Source organism: Streptomyces lavendulae subsp. lavendulae (assembly GCF_002803845.1).
Taxonomy (GTDB): Bacteria; Actinomycetota; Actinomycetes; order Streptomycetales; family Streptomycetaceae; genus Streptomyces; species Streptomyces lavendulae.
The window spans coordinates 4,778,286-4,796,206 of sequence record NZ_CP024985.1; the positions used below are offsets into that span (position 1 = coordinate 4,778,286).

General features: G+C 72.8%; 18 protein-coding genes. 14 read left to right on the top strand and 4 right to left on the bottom strand.

The annotated features are described in order from the left end of the window. Positions 1–26: 26 nt before the first annotated feature. Positions 27–1,148 carry a threonine aldolase family protein gene (locus SLAV_RS21110; protein WP_078950550.1) on the bottom strand — a complete coding sequence of 374 codons (1,122 nt, stop codon included), beginning with the start codon at positions 1,146–1,148 and terminating at the stop codon, positions 27–29. A 109-nt stretch (positions 1,149–1,257) separates the two neighbouring features. On the opposite strand from SLAV_RS21110, the gene SLAV_RS21115 reads away from it, so the two are divergent. The 12 genes from SLAV_RS21115 (at position 1,258) to SLAV_RS21165 (ending at position 10,444) form a co-directional block, all read left to right on the top strand. Then, positions 1,258–2,193, top strand: coding sequence for a Rossmann-like and DUF2520 domain-containing protein (locus tag SLAV_RS21115; RefSeq protein ID WP_030236876.1), 936 nt, complete (start codon positions 1,258–1,260; stop codon positions 2,191–2,193). Then, a complete protein-coding gene (gene panC, locus SLAV_RS21120) occupies positions 2,190–3,188 on the top strand; it encodes a pantoate--beta-alanine ligase (RefSeq protein WP_030236873.1) in 999 nt (332 codons plus the stop codon). Before SLAV_RS21115 ends, panC begins: the two co-directional genes overlap by 4 nt. Further along, the gene (locus SLAV_RS21125) at positions 3,185–4,936 is read left to right on the top strand and encodes an L-aspartate oxidase (RefSeq protein WP_199922212.1); all 1,752 of its coding nucleotides are present in this window, start codon (positions 3,185–3,187) and stop codon (positions 4,934–4,936) included. Before panC ends, SLAV_RS21125 begins: the two co-directional genes overlap by 4 nt. 2 nt (positions 4,937–4,938) lie before the next feature. Further along, complete coding sequence (nadC, locus tag SLAV_RS21130) at positions 4,939–5,907, top strand: carboxylating nicotinate-nucleotide diphosphorylase (protein ID WP_030236869.1); 969 nt, start codon at positions 4,939–4,941, stop codon at positions 5,905–5,907. A 3-nt stretch (positions 5,908–5,910) separates the two neighbouring features. Further along, the gene (locus tag SLAV_RS21135; RefSeq protein WP_030236866.1) at positions 5,911–6,720 is read left to right on the top strand and encodes a type III pantothenate kinase; all 810 of its coding nucleotides are present in this window, start codon (positions 5,911–5,913) and stop codon (positions 6,718–6,720) included. A 140-nt stretch (positions 6,721–6,860) separates the two neighbouring features. After that, positions 6,861–7,613, top strand: coding sequence for a GntR family transcriptional regulator (locus SLAV_RS21140; RefSeq protein ID WP_030236865.1), 753 nt, complete (start codon positions 6,861–6,863; stop codon positions 7,611–7,613). Between the two features lie 128 nt (positions 7,614–7,741). After that, positions 7,742–7,933 (top strand): DUF397 domain-containing protein, encoded by a 192-nt coding sequence (locus SLAV_RS21145; RefSeq protein ID WP_030236862.1) that lies wholly within the window; start codon positions 7,742–7,744, stop codon positions 7,931–7,933. 79 nt (positions 7,934–8,012) lie between these two features. Continuing rightward, positions 8,013–8,663 (top strand): hypothetical protein, encoded by a 651-nt coding sequence (locus SLAV_RS21150; RefSeq protein ID WP_078950549.1) that lies wholly within the window; start codon positions 8,013–8,015, stop codon positions 8,661–8,663. A gap of 14 nt (positions 8,664–8,677) precedes the next feature. Continuing rightward, the gene (locus SLAV_RS41555) at positions 8,678–8,845 is read left to right on the top strand and encodes a hypothetical protein (RefSeq protein WP_030236848.1); all 168 of its coding nucleotides are present in this window, start codon (positions 8,678–8,680) and stop codon (positions 8,843–8,845) included. A gap of 105 nt (positions 8,846–8,950) precedes the next feature. Then, positions 8,951–9,397 carry a BlaI/MecI/CopY family transcriptional regulator gene (locus SLAV_RS21155; protein WP_078950548.1) on the top strand — a complete coding sequence of 149 codons (447 nt, stop codon included), beginning with the start codon at positions 8,951–8,953 and terminating at the stop codon, positions 9,395–9,397. Between the two features lie 9 nt (positions 9,398–9,406). Continuing rightward, positions 9,407–9,937 carry an amino-acid N-acetyltransferase gene (locus SLAV_RS21160; RefSeq protein ID WP_030236843.1) on the top strand — a complete coding sequence of 177 codons (531 nt, stop codon included), beginning with the start codon at positions 9,407–9,409 and terminating at the stop codon, positions 9,935–9,937. A 165-nt stretch (positions 9,938–10,102) separates the two neighbouring features. After that, complete coding sequence (locus tag SLAV_RS21165) at positions 10,103–10,444, top strand: histone-like nucleoid-structuring protein Lsr2 (protein WP_030236840.1); 342 nt, start codon at positions 10,103–10,105, stop codon at positions 10,442–10,444. Here the strand turns inward: SLAV_RS21165 and SLAV_RS21170 are convergent. Next, positions 10,423–11,013, bottom strand: a complete 591-nt coding sequence (locus SLAV_RS21170) for an SCO3374 family protein (protein WP_030236838.1) — start codon at positions 11,011–11,013, stop codon at positions 10,423–10,425. The two genes, SLAV_RS21165 and SLAV_RS21170, sit on opposite strands and share 22 nt — an antisense overlap. A 451-nt stretch (positions 11,014–11,464) precedes the next feature. On the opposite strand from SLAV_RS21170, the gene SLAV_RS21180 reads away from it, so the two are divergent. Continuing rightward, complete coding sequence (locus tag SLAV_RS21180; RefSeq protein WP_030236835.1) at positions 11,465–13,990, top strand: ATP-dependent Clp protease ATP-binding subunit; 2,526 nt, start codon at positions 11,465–11,467, stop codon at positions 13,988–13,990. A gap of 718 nt (positions 13,991–14,708) precedes the next feature. Further along, positions 14,709–15,317 carry a M23 family metallopeptidase gene (locus tag SLAV_RS21190; protein WP_030236832.1) on the top strand — a complete coding sequence of 203 codons (609 nt, stop codon included), beginning with the start codon at positions 14,709–14,711 and terminating at the stop codon, positions 15,315–15,317. 49 nt (positions 15,318–15,366) lie between these two features. Here SLAV_RS21190 and SLAV_RS21195 read toward each other — a convergent pair whose 3' ends face one another. Together SLAV_RS21195 and cseC are read right to left on the bottom strand one after the other, a co-directional pair. After that, positions 15,367–16,533 (bottom strand): LamG-like jellyroll fold domain-containing protein, encoded by a 1,167-nt coding sequence (locus tag SLAV_RS21195; RefSeq protein ID WP_030236822.1) that lies wholly within the window; start codon positions 16,531–16,533, stop codon positions 15,367–15,369. A gap of 44 nt (positions 16,534–16,577) precedes the next feature. Then, entirely contained in the window at positions 16,578–17,879 is a 1,302-nt protein-coding gene (cseC, locus tag SLAV_RS21200) for a two-component system sensor histidine kinase CseC (protein WP_030236821.1), read from the bottom strand. Between the last annotated feature and the right edge of the window lie 42 nt (positions 17,880–17,921).

Consider the following 17,921-nt stretch of genomic DNA (forward strand, 5'->3'; position numbering starts at 1 on the left):
CGGCCCCACGACCCCCCACCGCCGTCCTAAAGGCGCTCCACGAACCCCCGCACCGCCGCCCGGACCTCGTCCGCCGTCCACGACAGCCCCGGCTGCGTGACCTCGACCTCGGTCATCGCCATCCCCGGGGGACCCTGCGCCGACCAGCGCCGGAACAGGAGCGTGCCCGTCTCCTCCGCCAGGCGCAGGCCCGCCTCCGTCAGGGCGTCCGCCCCGTACGGCAGCCACACCTGGAACTGGTGCGTGTGCGGCTCCTGCGGGTGGACCCGGAACCACGGCACGCCCGCCTCCTCGAAGCCCTCCCGCAAGGCCGCGGCGACGACCTTCGCCTGCGCCACGTAGGACGGCAGCAGCGGCAGCTGCCGCTCCAGCCCGGCCAGCGCCGACAGGGCCTGCGGGAACTGGCGGAACACCTGCCCCCCATAGCGGTGGCGCCACACGCGGGCCTCCTCCACGAAGCCCCGGGGCCCCGCCAGGCAGGCCCCGCTCAGCCCGCCGAGGGACTTGTAGAAGGAGACGTAGACGGAGTCCGCGAGCCCCGCGATCTCCGCCAGCGGCCGCCCGAAGTGGCTCGCGCACTCCCACAGCCGGGCGCCGTCGAAGTGGACGACCGCGTCCCGCTCCCGGGCCGCGTCGACCAGCTCCTCCAGCTCCTCCCAGGTCGGCAGCAGGAAGCCCGGGTCGCGCAGCGGCAGCTCCACCATCAGCGTGCCGAAGGGCTCCGCCAGGTCGGCGACCTCCCGCGCGGTCGGCTGCCGCGGCTCCCCCGTCGGGTGGACCGTCCGCAGCCCGGAGACCACCGGCAGCGCGCCGGCCTCCCAGCGCTCCGGATGGCTCATCGGGTGCAGCGCCACCACCGGGTTCCCGGTCCGCCCCGCCCAGCAGCGCAGCGCGACCTGCTGCGCCATCGTCCCCGTCGGGAAGAACGCCGCCTCCTCGGTCCCCAGCAGCTCCGCCACCCGGGTCTCCAGCTCGGCGACGATCCCGTCGCCGTACACGTCGGCGGGCTGCCCCAGGTCGTAGGGGGCCTCGGCCAGCGCGGCGAGCAGCTCCCCGGCCGTCGCGTCCCGGCCGCCCCCCGAGAGGGACCGGTCCGCCGCCCGCCCCGCCGCCACCAGCCGCTTCGTGCGTTCCTCGTCATCGGTCATGGGCCCGATCATGCCCCCGGTCGGCGCGGCCCCGCCACGGCCCCAGGGGCTAGCATGGCGGCGTATCGTCCGGTACCCCCCGCGGACTGGAACGGAAGGCATTCCCCGCGTGAACGCACCCCATCAGACGGAGTCCCGGGATCCGTCCGGCCGTCCCGCCCGGCTCACCGTCGGCGTCGTCGGAGCCGGCCGGGTCGGCCCCGCGCTGGCCCGCGCGCTCCAGCAGGCCGGGCACCGTCCCGTCGCCGTCTCCGGAGTCTCCGACGCCTCCCGGCGCCGCGCCGCCCGGATGCTGCCCGACGTACCGCTCGTGCCGCCCGCGCAGGTGCTGGAGCGGGCCGACCTGGTGCTGCTCACCGTCCCCGACGACGCCCTGCCCGCCCTGGTCGAGGGCCTCGCCGAGACCGGCGCCGTCCGCCCCGGACAGCTCCTCGTCCACACCTCCGGGCGCTACGGGACCTCCGTACTCGACCCCGCGCGCCGCGCCGGGGCGCTCCCGCTGGCCCTGCACCCCGCGATGACCTTCACCGGCACCGAGGTCGACGTGCAGCGCCTGGGCGGCTGCTCCTTCGGCGTGACCGCCCCCGAGGAACTGCGGCTGGCCGCGGAGGCCCTGGTCATCGAGATGGGCGGGGAGCCCGAGTGGATCGCGGAGGAGAGCCGTCCGCTCTACCACGCCGCCCTCGCCCTCGGCGCGAACCACCTGGTCACCCTGGTCGCCCAGTCGATGGAACTGCTCCGTACGGCCGGTGTCGAACACCCCGACCGGATGCTCGGCCCCCTCCTCGGCGCGGCCCTCGACAACGCCCTGCGCTCCGGCGACGCGGCGCTGACCGGCCCGGTCGCCCGCGGCGACGCCGGTACGGTCGCCGCGCACGTCTCCGAGCTGCGCAAGCACGCCCCCGCCACCGTCGCCGGGTACCTCGCCATGGCCCGGACCACCGCCGACCGCGCCCTCGCGGTCGGCCTGCTCAAGCCCGAACTGGCCGAGGACCTGCTCGGTGTCCTCGCCGACACCGCCGAAACGGAGGGTGGCGCGCGATGACCGGCCCGCTGCTGTTGCTGAACACCGCGGAAGAACTCCACAAGCTCCCGCGCACCGGCCGCCGCGCCGTCGTGATGACGATGGGCGCCCTCCACGAGGGCCACGCCACCCTCGTCCGCAGCGCCCGCGAACAGGCGGGCCCGGACGGGCAGGTCGTGGTCACCGTCTTCGTCAACCCCCTCCAGTTCGGGGCGAACGAGGACCTCGACCGCTACCCCCGCACCCTCGACGCCGACCTGCGGATCGCCGGGGAGGCGGGCGCCGACGCCGTGTTCGCCCCCGCGGTCGACGAGGTCTACCCCGGCGGCGACCCCCAGGTGCGGATCACCGCCGGCCCCATGGGCGGGCGCCTCGAAGGGGCCACCCGCCCCGGCCACTTCGACGGGATGCTCACCGTCGTCGCCAAGCTGCTCCACCTCACCCGCCCCGACCTGGCCCTCTTCGGCCAGAAGGACGCCCAGCAACTGGCCCTGATCCGGCGCATGGTGACCGACCTCAACTTCCCCGTGGACGTGGCCGGCGTGCCCACCGTCCGGGAGGAGGACGGGCTCGCCCTGTCCTCCCGCAACCGCTACCTCTCGGCCGCCGAACGCCGCACCGCCCTCGCCCTGTCCCGCGCCCTGTTCGCGGGCCGCGACCGGCTCGCCGCCCAGGCGGCGCTGCGCGCCCGCGCCGAGGCCGCCCCCGCCAGCGACGAGCGCGCCGCGGGCCTGGCCCGGCTCGGCGAGATCCGGGCCTCCGCGGACGCCCACGCCGTCTCCGCGGCAGGTTCGGGCCTGCCCGACGCCGTACGGGCCGCGGCCCGTCACGTCCTGGACGAGGCGGCCCGGCACGATCCGCCGCTGGCCCTGGACTACCTGGCCCTGGTGGACCCGCAGGACTTCACCGAGGTCGGCCCCGACTTCACCGGTCAGGCCGTACTGGCCGTCGCGGCGAAGGTCGGCGCGACCCGGCTGATCGACAACATCCCATTGGAGTTCGGAGCACACGCGTGAGCACCACAGGCACAGGCATCCCGGCGGACGGCACCGGCGGCACCGGCATACGGCTGCATGCCCCCGCCCCCGGCTGGGCGGTCGAGGCGGACGTCGTGGTCGTCGGCTCGGGCGTCGCGGGCCTGACGGCCGCGCTGCGCTGCGCCGCCGCGGGCCGCCGTACGGTCGTGGTCACCAAGGCGCGCCTGGACGACGGCTCCACCCGCTGGGCCCAGGGCGGCATCGCCGCCGCCCTCGGCGACGGCGACACCCCCGAGCAGCACCTGGACGACACCCTCGTCGCGGGCGCGGGCCTGTGCGACGAGGCCGCCGTACGGCTCCTGGTCACCGAGGGCCCCGACGCGGTGCGCCGGCTCATCGCGACCGGCGCCGTCTTCGACACCTCCGCCGACACCGGCGAGATAGAGCTGACCCGCGAGGGCGGCCACCACCGCCGGCGCATCGCGCACGCGGGCGGCGACGCCACCGGCGCCGAGATCTCCCGCGCCCTGGTCGAGGCCGTCCACGCGGCGGGCATCGAGACCGTGGAGAACGCCCTCGTCCTGGACCTCCTCCAGGACGCCGAGGGCCGCACCGCCGGCGTCACCCTGCACGTCATGGGCGAGGGCCAGCACGACGGCGTCGGCGCCGTCCACGCGCCCGCCGTGATCCTCGCGACCGGCGGCATGGGCCAGGTGTTCTCCGCCACCACCAACCCGTCGGTCTCCACCGGCGACGGCGTGGCCCTGGCACTGCGCGCCGGCGCCGAGGTGTCCGACCTCGAATTCGTCCAGTTCCACCCCACCGTCCTCTTCCTCGGGCCCGACGCCGAGGGCCAGCAGCCCCTGGTCTCGGAGGCGGTCCGCGGCGAGGGCGCCCACCTGGTCGACGCCGACGGGGTCCGCTTCATGGTGGGGCAGCACGAGCTCGCCGAGCTGGCCCCCCGCGACATCGTCGCCAAGGGCATCACGCGCCGCATGCTGGAGCAGGGCGCGCAGCACATGTACCTGGACGCCCGGCACTTCGGCGCCGAGATGTGGGAGCACCGCTTCCCGACGATCCTGGCCGCCTGCCGCGCCCACGGCATCGACCCGGTGACCGAGCCGATCCCGGTCGCGCCCGCCGCGCACTACGCCTCCGGCGGCGTACGCACCGACCTGTCCGGCCGCACCACCGTCCCCGGCCTGTACGCGTGCGGCGAGGTCGCCTGCACCGGCGTGCACGGGGCGAACCGGCTGGCCTCCAACTCCCTGCTGGAGGGCCTGGTCTTCGCCGAGCGGATCGCCGACGACATCCTGGACCGCGCCCCCGGCGGCGGCGGACCGGGCATCCCGGTCCCCGCGACCGGCCCGCTCCAGCCCGCCGAGGCGCGGTACGAGATCCAGCGCATCATGACGGAGGGCGCGGGCGTACTGCGCTCCGCCGAGTCCCTGAGCACGGCGGCCGCCGCGCTGGAGACCCTCTACACGACCGCCCTGGGCGAGCTGGAGGCCCACGGCAAGACCGCCGTCCCGGGCGTGGAGACCTGGGAGGCGACCAACCTGCTGTGCGTGGCCCGGGTCCTGGTCGCCGCCGCCCAGCGGCGCGCCGAGACCCGCGGCTGCCACTGGCGCGAGGACCACCCCGACCGGGACGACGCCCACTGGCGCCGTCACCTCGTCGTCCGGCTGTCGGCGACCGAGCGGCGGGCCCTGGTCGTCGTCCCCACCGACTCCGCGGACTTCCCGTCCGTGGACGTCCCCCTCACCCCCCAGAGCCTGGAGCAGTGACCGTGAGCACCCCCGAACTCCCCCTGATCGACCAGAACGAAGGCGGCTGCGGCGACGACTGCGGCTGCGGCGAGGGCGAGGAGACCGGCCTCGACCCGGCGCTGGCCCAGCTGCTGGTGGACGCGGGCCTGGACCCGATCGAGGTCGAGGACATCGCGCACATGGCGCTGTCCGAGGACCTGGACGGCGGGGTCGACGTCACCACCGTCGCCACCGTCCCCGAGGACGCCGAGGCCGTCGCGGACTTCGTGGCCCGCGAGGCCGGCGTCGTGGCCGGGCTGCGCATCGCCGAGGCCGTGCTCTCCGTGGTGTGCACCGAGGCCTTCGAGGTCGAGCGGCACGCCGAGGACGGCGACAAGGTCGAGGAGGGGCAGCTGCTGCTGTCCGTCCGCGCCCGCACCCGCGACCTGCTGACCGCCGAACGCAGCGCCCTGAACATCCTGTGCCGCCTCTCCGGCATCGCGACCGCCACCCGCCGCTGGGCCGACGTCCTGGAGGGCACGAAGGCGAGGGTCCGCGACACCCGCAAGACCACGCCGGGCCTGCGCTCCCTGGAGAAGTACGCGGTCCGCTGCGGCGGCGGCGTCAACCACCGCATGTCCCTGTCGGACGCGGCCCTGGTCAAGGACAACCACGTCGTCGCCGCGGGCGGCGTCGCCCAGGCGTTCAAGGCCGTCCGCGAGGCCTTCCCGGACGTTCCCGTCGAGGTCGAGGTCGACACCATGCACCAGGTCCGCGAGGTCGTGGACGCGGGCGCCGACCTGATCCTGCTCGACAACTTCACCGTCCCCGAGACCGAGGAGGCCGTCACCATCGTGGCCGGCCGCGCCGTCCTGGAGTCCTCGGGCCGCCTCACCCTGGACACCGCCCGCGCCTACGCCGAGACCGGCGTGGACTACCTGGCGGTCGGCGCCCTGACGCACTCCTCGCCGGTCCTCGACATCGGTCTCGACCTGCGCGAGGCGGTGTAAGCGGTGCTGCTCACCATCGACGTGGGCAACACCCACACGGTCCTGGGCCTGTTCGACGGTGACGAGATCGTCGAGCACTGGCGCGTCTCGACCGACCCGCGCAGGACGGCCGACGAGCTGGCCGTCCTGATGCAGGGCCTGATGGGAATGCACCCGATGCTCGGCAACGAGCTCGGCGACGGGATCCACGGCATCGCGATCTGCGCCACGGTGCCGTCGGTCCTGCACGAGCTGCGCGAGGTCACCCGCCGTTACTACGGCGACGTCCCGGCGGTGCTGGTCGAGCCCGGCGTCAAGACGGGCGTGCCGATCCTCATGGACAACCCGAAGGAGGTCGGCGCGGACCGCATCATCAACGCGGTGGCCGCCGTCGAGCTCTACGGGGGACCGGCGATCGTCGTCGACTTCGGCACGGCGACCACCTTCGACGCGGTCTCCGCGAAGGGCGAGTACGTCGGCGGGGTGATCTCCCCGGGCATCGAGATCTCGATGGAGGCGCTCGGCGTGCGCGGCGCCCAGCTCCGCAAGATCGAGCTGGCCCGTCCGCGCAACGTGATCGGCAAGTCCACGGTCGAGGCGATGCAGTCGGGCGTGGTCTACGGCTTCGCGGGCCAGGTCGACGGGATCGTCACCCGCATGGCCAAGGAGCTCGCCGGGCCCGCGGGAGACCCGGCGGACGTCCGGGTCATCGCCACCGGGGGACTGGCGCCGATCGTCCTCGGCGAGGCTGCGGTGATCGACGACCACGAGCCGTGGCTGACGCTGATCGGCCTGCGGCTGGTCTACGAGCGCAACGCGCCGAACTTCGAGTGACGGAGGCGGCCTCCGCCCGCGCGGGCGGAGGCACGCACCGTCAGGCCGAATCCTCAGCTTCAACCTGATCGGTTAGCTTGTCGGCGTCGGACGCACTCCCTCCGCAGGCGGCACCGCCGAGACGGCACAGGACGGCCCAAATGCCTCGTGTTTCACCGTACTTGCAGGTGGTCGACTCGCTCCGCGCCCGTATAGAAGCGGGCGAGTGGGCGATCGGCGACAAGCTCCCCTCCCGCGCCCGCTTCGCGGACGAATACGCCGTGGGGCAGAGCGTCACCCAGCGGGCGATGGAGCAGCTGATCATCGAGGGCTTCCTCGAAGGCCGGGCCGGTTCCGGCACCTACGTGCGCACCCCGCGCCGGCGCATGCGGATGCTGCGCACCCGCCGTCGCGTGCCCGGCGCCGGCAACACCTTCCGCTCCGAGGCCGCTGCCCACGGCATCGCCGCGTCCTGGGACTCCCGGACCGTCCCGCAGGCCCCGGCGCCCGAACGCATCGCCGCCCGCCTGGCCATCGAGCCGGGCGCCCCCTGCGTGATGACCCGCTACGAGTTCATGGCCGACGGCAGCCCCGCCGAACTCTCCGAGTCCTGGGAGCCGTTGGCGATCACCTCGGGCACCCCGGTCGTGCTGCCCGAGGAGGGCGAGATGCGCGGGGCCGGGGTCGTGGCGCGGATGCGGTCCATCGGCATCACCGTGGCCTCCGTGGTGGAGGTCCCGCGGCCCTCGCGGGCCGACCAGAACCAGGCGAACCTCCTCGGGATCAGCCTCGGTTCGCTGATCACCCAGATCGAGCGCACGTACATCGACGTGGACGGCCGCCCGGTGGAGACCGCCGACCTCGTCATCCCCGACTCCCGCTACGAGATCGCGTACGCCTTCCCCGTGGACTGAGATCCGGCCGTGTTTTCCGCGCGATTTTTCCCGGAAATGGCTGGAGCACGCCTCCGGCGGGGATAGCGTCGCGCTTGAGAGACCGCGGTCCACAAGGCCGCGACCCCGTTCACGGCGGAGGAGACACCATGACCGCTAACGCCCGTCCCGACTGGCGGAAGTCGTCCTACTGCGGCGAGGGAGACGCCTGCGTCTACGTGGCCGCCGCCCCCGGCACGCTCGTCCGGGTGGCCGACCGGGCCGACCCGGCGCACCTGGTGATGGCCACCACCCACGCCGCCTGGGCCGATTTCGTCCGCTCGGTGAAGCGGACCGGCTGAACGGGGCGGCGCGGCCCCCGCCGCGCCGCGATCCCGCACCATCAGGGGATTTTGTCCGATTAGCGCGTATCTTCGGCCCATGCCCACGCCCTACGGATCCCGCGGCGGCATGGCGTTCAGCGCCGCCGAGCTGCACGTGCTCAGGCGCCTCCTCGCCCACGCCCTCCAGCCCTCCACGGCCCCCCTGACGACCTCCGAGGTCCAGGACTGCCTGCGCCTCGCCGCGTCGGTGGACGAAGCGGTCCTGGAGGCGGGCCGGCTCAGAGCGTTCCTGCTCGACGATCTCGCCCGCTACCGGGACGCCCTGCCCGGCAGCCTCTCCGGCTACCTGGAGCTGCTCCAGGACGCCCTGGCAGCCGGGTACGAGCCGGGGCCCGACGACCTCGCCGCCCTGCGCGCCCTGCGGGCCAACCCGGTCGCCGCCGCCGTCCTGGAGCGCGCCCAGGGCGTCGCCGAGCGCTCCGTGCGCCGCAGGCTCCGCACCACCCCCGCGCCCCGCACCCGCCTGCTGGCCCTGGCCGGCGGCCGCGAGGAGGCCCGCGGTGCGGAACCCGGCCCGAAGCGGGAGCCGGAGCCGGAGCGGCCGGGCCCCGCCCCCTCGCCCGAGGAGCAGCCCCCGGGGCACGGGCACCCCGAGCGCCCGGCGCGGCCCGTCCCGACCCCGGGCGAGGTCTTCCCGCCGCGCCGCAAGCCCACCCCGCCCCCGGCGGCCGGCCGCGCCGTGGGGTAGCTACGCTGGGGGGCATGGACTACGTCTCCGCGCTCGTGCCCCCCATCGTGATGGCCACGTTCTTCATCCTGCTCGTGAAGACGATCGTGAAGAGCCAGGGCGGAGCCAACAAGGCCAAGGAGGACGCGGCGGTGGACGCCGTCCTCGCCCGCGCCGAGGCCACCCGCCAGACGCAGAAGTAACCACCGCGCCGACGACGCCGCCCGGGTGGACCCGCCCGGGTATTGGCCGCGCGTTGCCGCCCGAATAGTCGGGCAATTCATCCCAAGCCGCACTATCGTGCTGTTGTGCCTCGCCCCTTGGGAGAACTCGAAGACGCTGTGATGACGCGGGTGTGGCAGTGGAACCGCCCGGTCACCGTTCGGGAAGTCCTGGAGGACCTCCAGCAGGAACGGTCCATCGCGTACACCACGGTCATGACCGTTATGGACAATCTCCATCAGAAGGGCTGGGTCCGCCGGGAAGCCGAAGGCCGCGCCTATCGATATACGGCGGTCTCCACCCGCGCCGCCTACTCGGCTGCACTGATGAACGAAGCCTGGTCGACCAGCGACAGCCCCGCGGCCGCCCTCGTGGCCTTCTTCGGGATGATGTCCCAGGAACAGCGGGAAGCCCTCCGGGACGCCATCCGGATCGTCCAGCACGACGAAGCCGAGACCGCTCCCGCCCCCGAGACCGGCCCCGCCGGAGCCGAAGGGGACTCCGGCGCGCAGCCGACCGCCCCGGGGCGATAGCGTCCGGGTATGGGAGAGCTTTCCACCGCAGACGCGAAAACAGTGACCATCCGCCGCGCGCGCACCCGTGATGTTCCGGCGCTGCGCCGCCTGCTCGACCAGTACGTGCAGCAGCGGATCCTCCTCGACAAAGCCCCGGTGGTCCTTTACGAGGACATCCAGGAGTTCTGGGTCGCGGAACGCGACTCGGACGGCCAGGTCGTCGGCTGCGGGGCTCTCCACGTCATGTGGGAAGACCTCGCCGAAGTCCGCACTCTCGCGGTCGACCGGGACCTCTTGGGCGCCGGCGTCGGACATCGGGTGCTCGCCAAGTTGTTGGAGACCGCCCGCCTGCTCGGGGTCAGCCGGGTATTCTGCCTGACCTTCGAAGTGGACTTCTTCGCGAAGCACGGCTTCGTCGAGATCGGCGAGACCCCGGTGGAGACCGATGTCTACATGGAGCTCCTGCGTTCCTATGACGAGGGAGTCGCGGAGTTCCTCGGTCTCGAACGAGTGAAGCCGAACACCTTGGGCAACAGCCGGATGCTTCTGCACCTCTGATCGATCACGGCCGCTTTTCCGGGCGGCAGCGGGCCTGAGGCCTATGTCCGAATCGCGCACGTTTCCCGCCTTGTTGAGGCCCTGAACCTCTCGCCGGGGGTTTGTGTTTTCCAGGCAAAAGCGGTTTCCTTTCCGCGTACTGCATTTTCGATGAAAGGAAATCCGGTGGCACAGAAGGTTCAGGTCCTTCTTGTCGACGACCTCGACGGTGGCGAGGCGGACGAGACCGTGACGTTCGCTCTGGATGGCAAGACCTACGAGATCGACCTCACCACCGCCAACGCTGAAAAGCTCCGCGGGCTGCTCGACCCGTACACCAAGGGCGGCCGCCGCACCGGCGGACGCGTCTCCGCGGGCCGTGCCAAGGGTGGTCGCGCCGCCGCGTCGGCCGGCAATCCCGACACCGCCGAGATCCGCGCGTGGGCCAAGGAGAACGGCTACAACGTGAACGACCGCGGCCGTGTCCCCGCCGACATCCGCGAGGCCTACGAAAAGGCCAAGGGCTGAGGCGTACGCCTTCGCAGCCGTGCCCGGTGACATTCCGTCGCCGCCGCGGCCACCAGGCGTACGAGGTCGGGCCCGCAGGCCCGCTGTCCGGGACGGTGGCCCTGCCCCGGACCGGGCAGGGCAGGCAGTGACGCCTCGCACCCCAGCTCGGGGGGCCGCAGCCAGACGGCGGCCCCCTGAGGGCTTTCCACCCGGCTCCGCCCCGGCGGCGCGGGGGCGGTGATCCCGCCCCCCGCACCCAGGGCGGTGAGCTCCAGCGCCACCCCGCCCCACTCCAGCCAGTCGAGGAGCCCGTCCAGCTCGTCCGCGGCCCCCGGGGCCACCAGGAAGCCCATCCGGCCCCCGGCCAGCGCCACCGGGCCGGTGGCGACCGGCCGGCGCAGCAGGGCGGCACCGGCGTCGGCCGGCAGCTCCAGCACGTCGAACCGGATCCCGGTGACCAGCCGGCCGGGCGGCCCGCCGGTGACGGCCCAGCCGAGCACCCGCTCGTACCAGGAGCGGGCGTCATCCCCGGGCGGGACGCGGGGCTCGGGGACGGCGCTCACGGCGGTGGAGCGGGGGAAGGGCATGACCGGAGCAACTCCGCCCCGCGCCGCGGGGTTACGGAGTGCGGCGGACGCAATGCGGAGCGTAAAGATCCGCGGGGCGGAGTCCCACATTCGGGACACAAGCGTGTTCGCCCGTAGCGGAGGGAAGTGTGCCCGGGGGCATGGAGTGTCAGTCCTTACGGGTAAGACATTCCTAGTGGATCGGGGCGACACGCTGATTTGAGCGGCTCCCGTTCGCCATCGGCGTACACGTGTGACGGGTATCTGCCTGGCCTGCGGGAACATCGTCTCGCACCATCGGGTTGGAGCAGTAGTCGGCTCTTACAGCCGGTTTTCCTCACCGACGTGGGGGTGAGCCGTGGACGGATGTCGGCAGTTGGAATGAGCTGTCCCGTCCCGCGGGACTAGCATGCGGAAGGACAGGGCGGGGACCGACCCCGAACTGCCCGACCGCTCTGAGGAGCGATAAACGATGTTCGAGAGGTTCACCGACCGCGCGCGGCGGGTTGTCGTCCTGGCTCAGGAAGAAGCCCGGATGCTCAACCACAACTACATCGGCACCGAGCACATCCTCCTGGGCTTGATCCACGAGGGTGAGGGTGTCGCCGCTAAGGCCCTGGAGAGCCTCGGGATTTCGCTCGAGGCTGTTCGCCAGCAGGTTGAGGAGATCATCGGTCAGGGGCAGCAGGCCCCGTCCGGCCACATCCCCTTCACTCCGCGGGCGAAGAAGGTCCTGGAGCTTTCGCTCCGAGAGGCCCTCCAGCTCGGCCACAACTACATCGGCACCGAGCACATCCTGCTCGGCCTGATCCGCGAGGGCGAGGGCGTCGCCGCCCAGGTCCTCGTGAAGCTGGGCGCCGATCTCAACCGAGTCCGGCAGCAGGTCATCCAGCTGCTCTCCGGCTACACCGGTGGAGGCAAGGAGTCGGCCACGGCCGGCGGCCCGGCCGAGGGCACGCCCTCGACCTCGCTCGTCCTGGACCAGTTCGGCCGCAACCTCACCCAGGCGGCCCGCGAATCCAAGCTCGACCCGGTCATCGGGCGCGAGAAGGAGATCGAGCGGGTCATGCAGGTGCTGTCCCGCCGTACGAAGAACAACCCGGTCCTCATCGGCGAGCCCGGCGTCGGCAAGACCGCCGTCGTCGAGGGCCTGGCCCAGGCGATCGTCAAGGGCGAGGTGCCCGAGACCCTCAAGGACAAGCACCTCTACACCCTGGACCTGGGTGCCCTGGTCGCCGGTTCCCGCTACCGCGGTGACTTCGAGGAGCGCCTGAAGAAGGTCCTCAAGGAGATCCGCACCCGCGGCGACATCATCCTGTTCATCGACGAGCTCCACACCCTCGTGGGTGCGGGTGCCGCCGAGGGCGCGATCGACGCCGCGAGCATCCTGAAGCCCATGCTGGCCCGTGGTGAGCTCCAGACCATCGGTGCCACCACGCTGGACGAGTACCGCAAGCACCTTGAGAAGGACGCGGCCCTTGAGCGCCGCTTCCAGCCGATCCAGGTGGCGGAGCCTTCCCTCCCCCACACGATCGAGATCCTCAAGGGCCTGCGCGACCGCTACGAGGCCCACCACCGCGTCTCCATCACGGACGAGGCCCTCGTCCAGGCGGCGACGCTGGCCGACCGGTACATCTCGGACCGCTTCCTGCCGGACAAGGCGATCGACCTGATCGACGAGGCCGGCTCCCGGATGCGCATCCGCCGGATGACCGCGCCGCCGGACCTCCGCGAGTTCGACGAGAAGATCGCGGCCGTGCGCCGCGACAAGGAGTCGGCCATCGACTCCCAGGACTTCGAGAAGGCGGCTTCGCTCCGTGATTCGGAGAAGCAGCTGCTCGCCGCGAAGGCCAAGCGCGAGAAGGAATGGAAGGCCGGCGACATGGACGTCGTCGCCGAGGTCGACGGCGAGCTCATCGCCGAAGTCCTCGCGACCGCGACCGGCATTCCCGTCTTCAAGCTCACGGAGGAGGAGTCCTCCCGCCTCCTGCGCATGGAAGACGAGCTCCACAAGCGCGTCATCGGCCAGAAGGACGCCATCAGGGCGCTCTCCCAGGCCATCCGCCGCACCCGTGCGGGTCTGAAGGACCCGAAGCGTCCCGGTGGCTCGTTCATCTTCGCCGGTCCGTCCGGTGTCGGTAAGACCGAGCTGTCCAAGACGCTCGCCGAATTCCTCTTCGGCGACGAGGACGCGCTGATCTCCCTCGACATGTCGGAGTTCAGCGAGAAGCACACGGTTTCCCGCCTCTTCGGTTCGCCTCCCGGCTACGTGGGCTACGAAGAGGGCGGCCAGCTGACCGAGAAGGTCCGCCGGAAGCCGTTCTCCGTCGTCCTCTTCGACGAGGTCGAGAAGGCGCACCCGGATATCTTCAATTCCCTTCTCCAGATCCTGGAGGACGGTCGCCTGACCGACTCCCAGGGCCGGGTCGTGGACTTCAAGAACACGGTCATCATCATGACGACCAACCTGGGTACGCGGGACATCTCCAAGGGCTTCAACCTGGGCTTCGCCGCCCAGGGCGACGTCAAGACCGGTTACGACCGGATGAAGGCGAAGGTCAACGAAGAGCTCAAGCAGCACTTCCGGCCCGAGTTCCTGAACCGCGTCGACGACACGGTCGTCTTCCACCAGCTCAGCCAGGAAGACATCATCCAGATCGTCGACCTGATGATCGCCAAGGTGGACGAGCGCCTGAAGGACCGCGACATGGGCATCGAGCTCAGCGGTGAGGCGAAGCTGCTCCTGGCCAAGCGCGGCTACGACCCGATCATGGGTGCGCGTCCGCTGCGCCGGACCATCCAGCGCGAGATCGAGGACCTGCTGTCGGAGAAGATCCTCTTCGGCGAGCTGCGTCCCGGTCACATCGTGGTCGTCGGCGTGGAGGGTGAGGGCGAGGAAGCCAAGTTCACCTTCCGCGGCGAGGAGAAGTCGGCCCTGCCCGACCTCCCCCCGATCGAGGCCACGGGCTCCGGCCCGGACCTGTCCAAGGGCGCGTAGCGCCCGGCGGTAGGCAGTAGTACGCAAGGGGCGCCCCCGGGACCACCTCCCGGGGGCGCCCCTTTGCCGTCCCTGTCCCGACCGCGCCCGCGGGCCCGCCCGCCCAGGCCCCTGCGGGCGTTGCCGGGCCTGCCGCCCGTGAGGGGGGACGGGGCTGCCGGGCCGGTGCGGCGCGCTGCCCGGGCCCCCGCCGGACCCACGGGGGCGCTGCCGGGCCGTGCGGGGCCCGTGGCGGGCTGCCGGAGCGTGCGCGGGGCCCCGTGGGGCCGCCGGGCGGCGCGAGGGCTCGCGGGGCTCTCAGGGGCCGTACCGCGTCGCGGCCGGGGCCGCGGGCCCGGGCTCCGGGGGCCGGCCCCGGGGGATGCCGTGCGGGGGGCGCGGTCCGACGGGGGGCCGGGGACGCCCGAGAGGGCGGTGACGCAGGCCACTTGGGGGTTCCGGCGGCGGTGACAAGCCGCACAGGGCAAATCGGACCTACTAGAACGACTCGTAGATTTCGCCGCCCGTTTTGTCCCCACTCCGTCCCAGCAGGGAGCCCGTCAACAGGGCGGACAGCCCGGCCTTCGCTACGAGCCCGGGTAGTAAAAGCGGTGTTTGGGGAAGCCGGGAGGCCCGGGTTACCAAGGTTGAGCAAGCCCGGCAGCCACGGCCCACGGTCGCAGCGCCGGGTCCTTTCTTGCCCGATACACGCCCTGTCCCCGGCCCCGGAGGTCTCCACATGTCCGCGAAGCGCGTCAGCACCCGTCGTACCCGTATCGCCCTCGCCGCCACCGGTCTCGGTGCGGCCCTGGCCATCGGGGCCGGCACGACCGCCGCCTTCGCAGCACAGGCCCCCGCCGCCCTCCCCGCCGTCGCCGAGCAGATCTCCGTCCAGGCGCAGGCGCAGGCCCAGGCCGCCGCCGCGAAGGGCCTGTGGGACAAGCCCGTGAAGAGCTACACGCTCTCCGCGACCTTCGGCAAGGGCGGCACCATGTGGTCGCACAAGCACTCCGGCCAGGACTTCGCCGTCCCCGTCGGCACCCCGGTCAAGGCCGCGGCCACCGGCACCGTCGTGAAGGCCGGCCCGAACGGCGGCGGCGACGGCCCCGCGTACGGCAACGCCATCGTGATCAAGCACGCGAACAACACGTACTCGCAGTACGCGCACCTCTCGAAGATCCAGGTCAAGGTCGGCCAGAAGGTCTCCGTGCACCAGCAGATCGCGCTGTCCGGCAACACCGGCAACTCCAGCGGCCCGCACCTGCACTTCGAGATCCGCACCACCCCGAACTACGGCTCGGCCGTCAACCCGGTCGCCTTCCTGCGCACCGTCGGCGTCAGCGTCTGAGACGCGGACGCCCCCGGGCCCCGCGGATGCGCCGCGGGCCCCGGCGGGATCAGATCAGCCACGAATGCGTCGGCCGGGTCTTCTTGTCGAGCTTGTTGTTCTTCAGGCCCGTGATCTGTTCCTGCCCCAGCGCCCGGTCGAAGATCCGGATGTGGTCCAGCGGGCCGTCCCACGCGGCGCTCCAGATCCCGTGGTGGCGGGCCCGGCCCAGCTGCAGCGGGCCGGGACCGGCCCAGATGCCGGACACCTGGGCCTGACCGGCCTGCTTGTCGTCGACCCAGAGCGCGATGGTCTTCTTCTCCGCGTCGTAGGTCCCCGTCAGCAGGGCCCAGTTCCGCGTCGTGTCGACGTTGTCCACGACCACCTGCTGGGCCGTCGCCGCCTGGCCCTTGTCCCCGGTCTGCACCCGGAACACCCAGGCCTTCTTGCCGTTGACGACCTCGAAGCCCAGCTCGAACGAGTACGAGTCCCCGTCGCCCTGGCTCACCGCCATCCGCGAACCGGTCTCGGCCACGTTGTAGGCGCGCGTGGAGACGGTGAAGCTCTTCGAGACGTCCACGGCCGCCTCCGCGCCCTGCGCGTACGAGTCCGCCGTCCCCTTGAACCTGACCTCGGTCCGCTTGGCCAGCTCGCCCAGCGAGGCGCCCGGGCCGAGGGCGATGCCCATCTTGCCGCTGCGGTCGCGCAGCAGGTTCGGCTCGCCCGGCACGGTCGGGGAGTCGTCCTCCGGGGTCTTGGGGTCGCCGGACTCCGCCGGGCCCGAGGCGCTGGGGGAGCCGGAGGAGGCCGTCACGGGCTCCTTGCCCGGGTCGTCCGAGCCGTTCAGCACGAAGAAGGCCGCGCCGCCGGCCACCAGGGCGACCACCAGGGCCCCGATGCCGATGGTCAGCAGCCTGCGCTTGCGCTGCTGCGCCTCCGTACGGTCGGCCATCGCCTGCCAGTCCGGCTGCGGGGCGGCGCTGAAGGCCTCCGGCGCGGACGGCAGCGGTTCCGCGCCGAGCGGGGGCTGCGCCTGCGGCGGGCCGAAACCGCCCTGGCCGCCGGCCGGCGCCGGCTCGGGCTGGTAGGGGTTCGAGGCGGGGTCGGGGGCGGGCTGTCCGGGCTGGGGATAGCCGTACCCGCCGGGTATCCGGCCCGGCGGGTATCCGTAGCCGCCGCCGCTCCCTGGAGCGGGGTCGGGCTGGGGGCCGTGCGGGCGATCCGTACCGTCAGTCATGGCACGGATGCTAAAACATCGCGGTGCGCGGGCGAACGGCCGCGTCAGCCCGGGAGCTGGATGATCGGGAAGCTCCCCGTCGCCGTCGGGGCGTGCTCCGGCAGCCACAGCACCGCCACCGCCCCCGCCGAGCCCTCTCCCGGACCCGGGCCCGCCACGTTGCGGAACGTCAGCCGGGCCCCCAGCACCCGGGCCTGGCCCTCGGCGATGGTCAGCCCCAGCCCGTGCCCGACGCCCGCCCGGTCCGTCGACCCGGTCCGGAAGCGGCTCGGCCCCTCCAGCAGCAGCGCCTCGGGGAAACCGGGCCCGTGGTCCCGCACGCGCACGACCCGGCCCTCGATGTCGACCTGGATCGGCGGCCGTCCGTAGCGGGCGGCATTGGCCAGCAGGTTCCCGAGGATCCGTTCCAGACGGCGCGGGTCGGTGCTGACGATCTCGTCCGCGACGACCCGTACCGAGGCCTCCGGCATCAGCGTGGACACCCGCCGGCTGACGAACTCGCCCAGCGCCACGTCCTGGAGCTCGGCCCGCTCGGACGCGCTGTCCAGCCGGGCCACCTCCAGCACGTCCTCGACCAGGGCCCGCATCGCCCGCGCCCGGTCCAGCACCAGCTCCGTCGGGCGGCCCGGAGGCAGCAGCTCCGCGGCCGTGAGCAGGCCCGTCACCGGGGTCCGCAGCTCGTGCGCGATGTCCGCGGTCACCCGCCGCTCGGCCTCCAGCCGCTGCTGGAGGGCGTCCGCCATGGCGTCCACGGCCCGCGCGAGGTCGTCCGTCTCGTCCCGTACGACACCGCCCACCGCGTCCCGCACCCGTACGTCCGGATCCCCGTGCGCCACCCGCTGCGCGGCGGCCGCGGCCTTGCGCAGCCGGCTGGAGATCTGGCCGCCGATCAGCACGCCGAGGGCCGAGCCGCCGATCACCACGGCGAGGGAGCCGACGACCAGGGCCCGGTCCAGGTCGCGCACCATGTTGGCGCTCTCCTGGAACGGGTGGTTCAGGGAGAGCACCTGCCCGTTGCCGAGCGGTACGGCCGCCCACACCCTGGGTGCCTTGCGGGACTCCTGGACGTAGGTGCCGCGCCGCCCCGACCGGGCCTTCTCGCGCAGTTCCGCCGGCAGATCGGGGTCGTTGAGCTTCGCGCCCCAGATGGGCTTGCGGCCGGCCTCGGCGGTGCGGGCGATGAACTGCACCCGCTCCAGCTCGGCCTCGCGGGCGCTCTCCAGCATCGACACGCGGGCAGCACTGTGCACCACCAGGCTGAGCGCCAGCGCGGTGAGCGCGCCGACGGCGGCGATGGCGAGCGTGATCTTCCAGCGGATCCCCGTGCGCAGGGTGAAGCGCCTCATGCGGTCGCGGTCCTCATGGTCCTCATGCGGTCGCGTCCCTCA

Excerpts from the sequence above, each read along its gene's own strand:
- SLAV_RS21110 (WP_078950550.1), bottom strand. The coding sequence starts at position 1,148 with ATGACCGATGACGAGGAACGCACGAAGCGGCTGGTGGCGGCGGGGCGG.
- panC (WP_030236873.1), top strand. The coding sequence starts at position 2,190 with ATGACCGGCCCGCTGCTGTTGCTGAACACCGCGGAAGAACTCCACAAG.
- SLAV_RS21140 (WP_030236865.1), top strand. The coding sequence starts at position 6,861 with ATGCCTCGTGTTTCACCGTACTTGCAGGTGGTCGACTCGCTCCGCGCC.
- SLAV_RS21145 (WP_030236862.1), top strand. The coding sequence starts at position 7,742 with ATGACCGCTAACGCCCGTCCCGACTGGCGGAAGTCGTCCTACTGCGGC.
- SLAV_RS21150 (WP_078950549.1), top strand. The coding sequence starts at position 8,013 with ATGCCCACGCCCTACGGATCCCGCGGCGGCATGGCGTTCAGCGCCGCC.
- SLAV_RS41555 (WP_030236848.1), top strand. The coding sequence starts at position 8,678 with ATGGACTACGTCTCCGCGCTCGTGCCCCCCATCGTGATGGCCACGTTC.
- SLAV_RS21160 (WP_030236843.1), top strand. The coding sequence starts at position 9,407 with ATGGGAGAGCTTTCCACCGCAGACGCGAAAACAGTGACCATCCGCCGC.
- SLAV_RS21170 (WP_030236838.1), bottom strand. The coding sequence starts at position 11,013 with ATGCCCTTCCCCCGCTCCACCGCCGTGAGCGCCGTCCCCGAGCCCCGC.
- SLAV_RS21180 (WP_030236835.1), top strand. The coding sequence starts at position 11,465 with ATGTTCGAGAGGTTCACCGACCGCGCGCGGCGGGTTGTCGTCCTGGCT.
- SLAV_RS21190 (WP_030236832.1), top strand. The coding sequence starts at position 14,709 with ATGTCCGCGAAGCGCGTCAGCACCCGTCGTACCCGTATCGCCCTCGCC.
- SLAV_RS21195 (WP_030236822.1), bottom strand. The coding sequence starts at position 16,533 with ATGACTGACGGTACGGATCGCCCGCACGGCCCCCAGCCCGACCCCGCT.
- cseC (WP_030236821.1), bottom strand. The coding sequence starts at position 17,879 with ATGAGGCGCTTCACCCTGCGCACGGGGATCCGCTGGAAGATCACGCTC.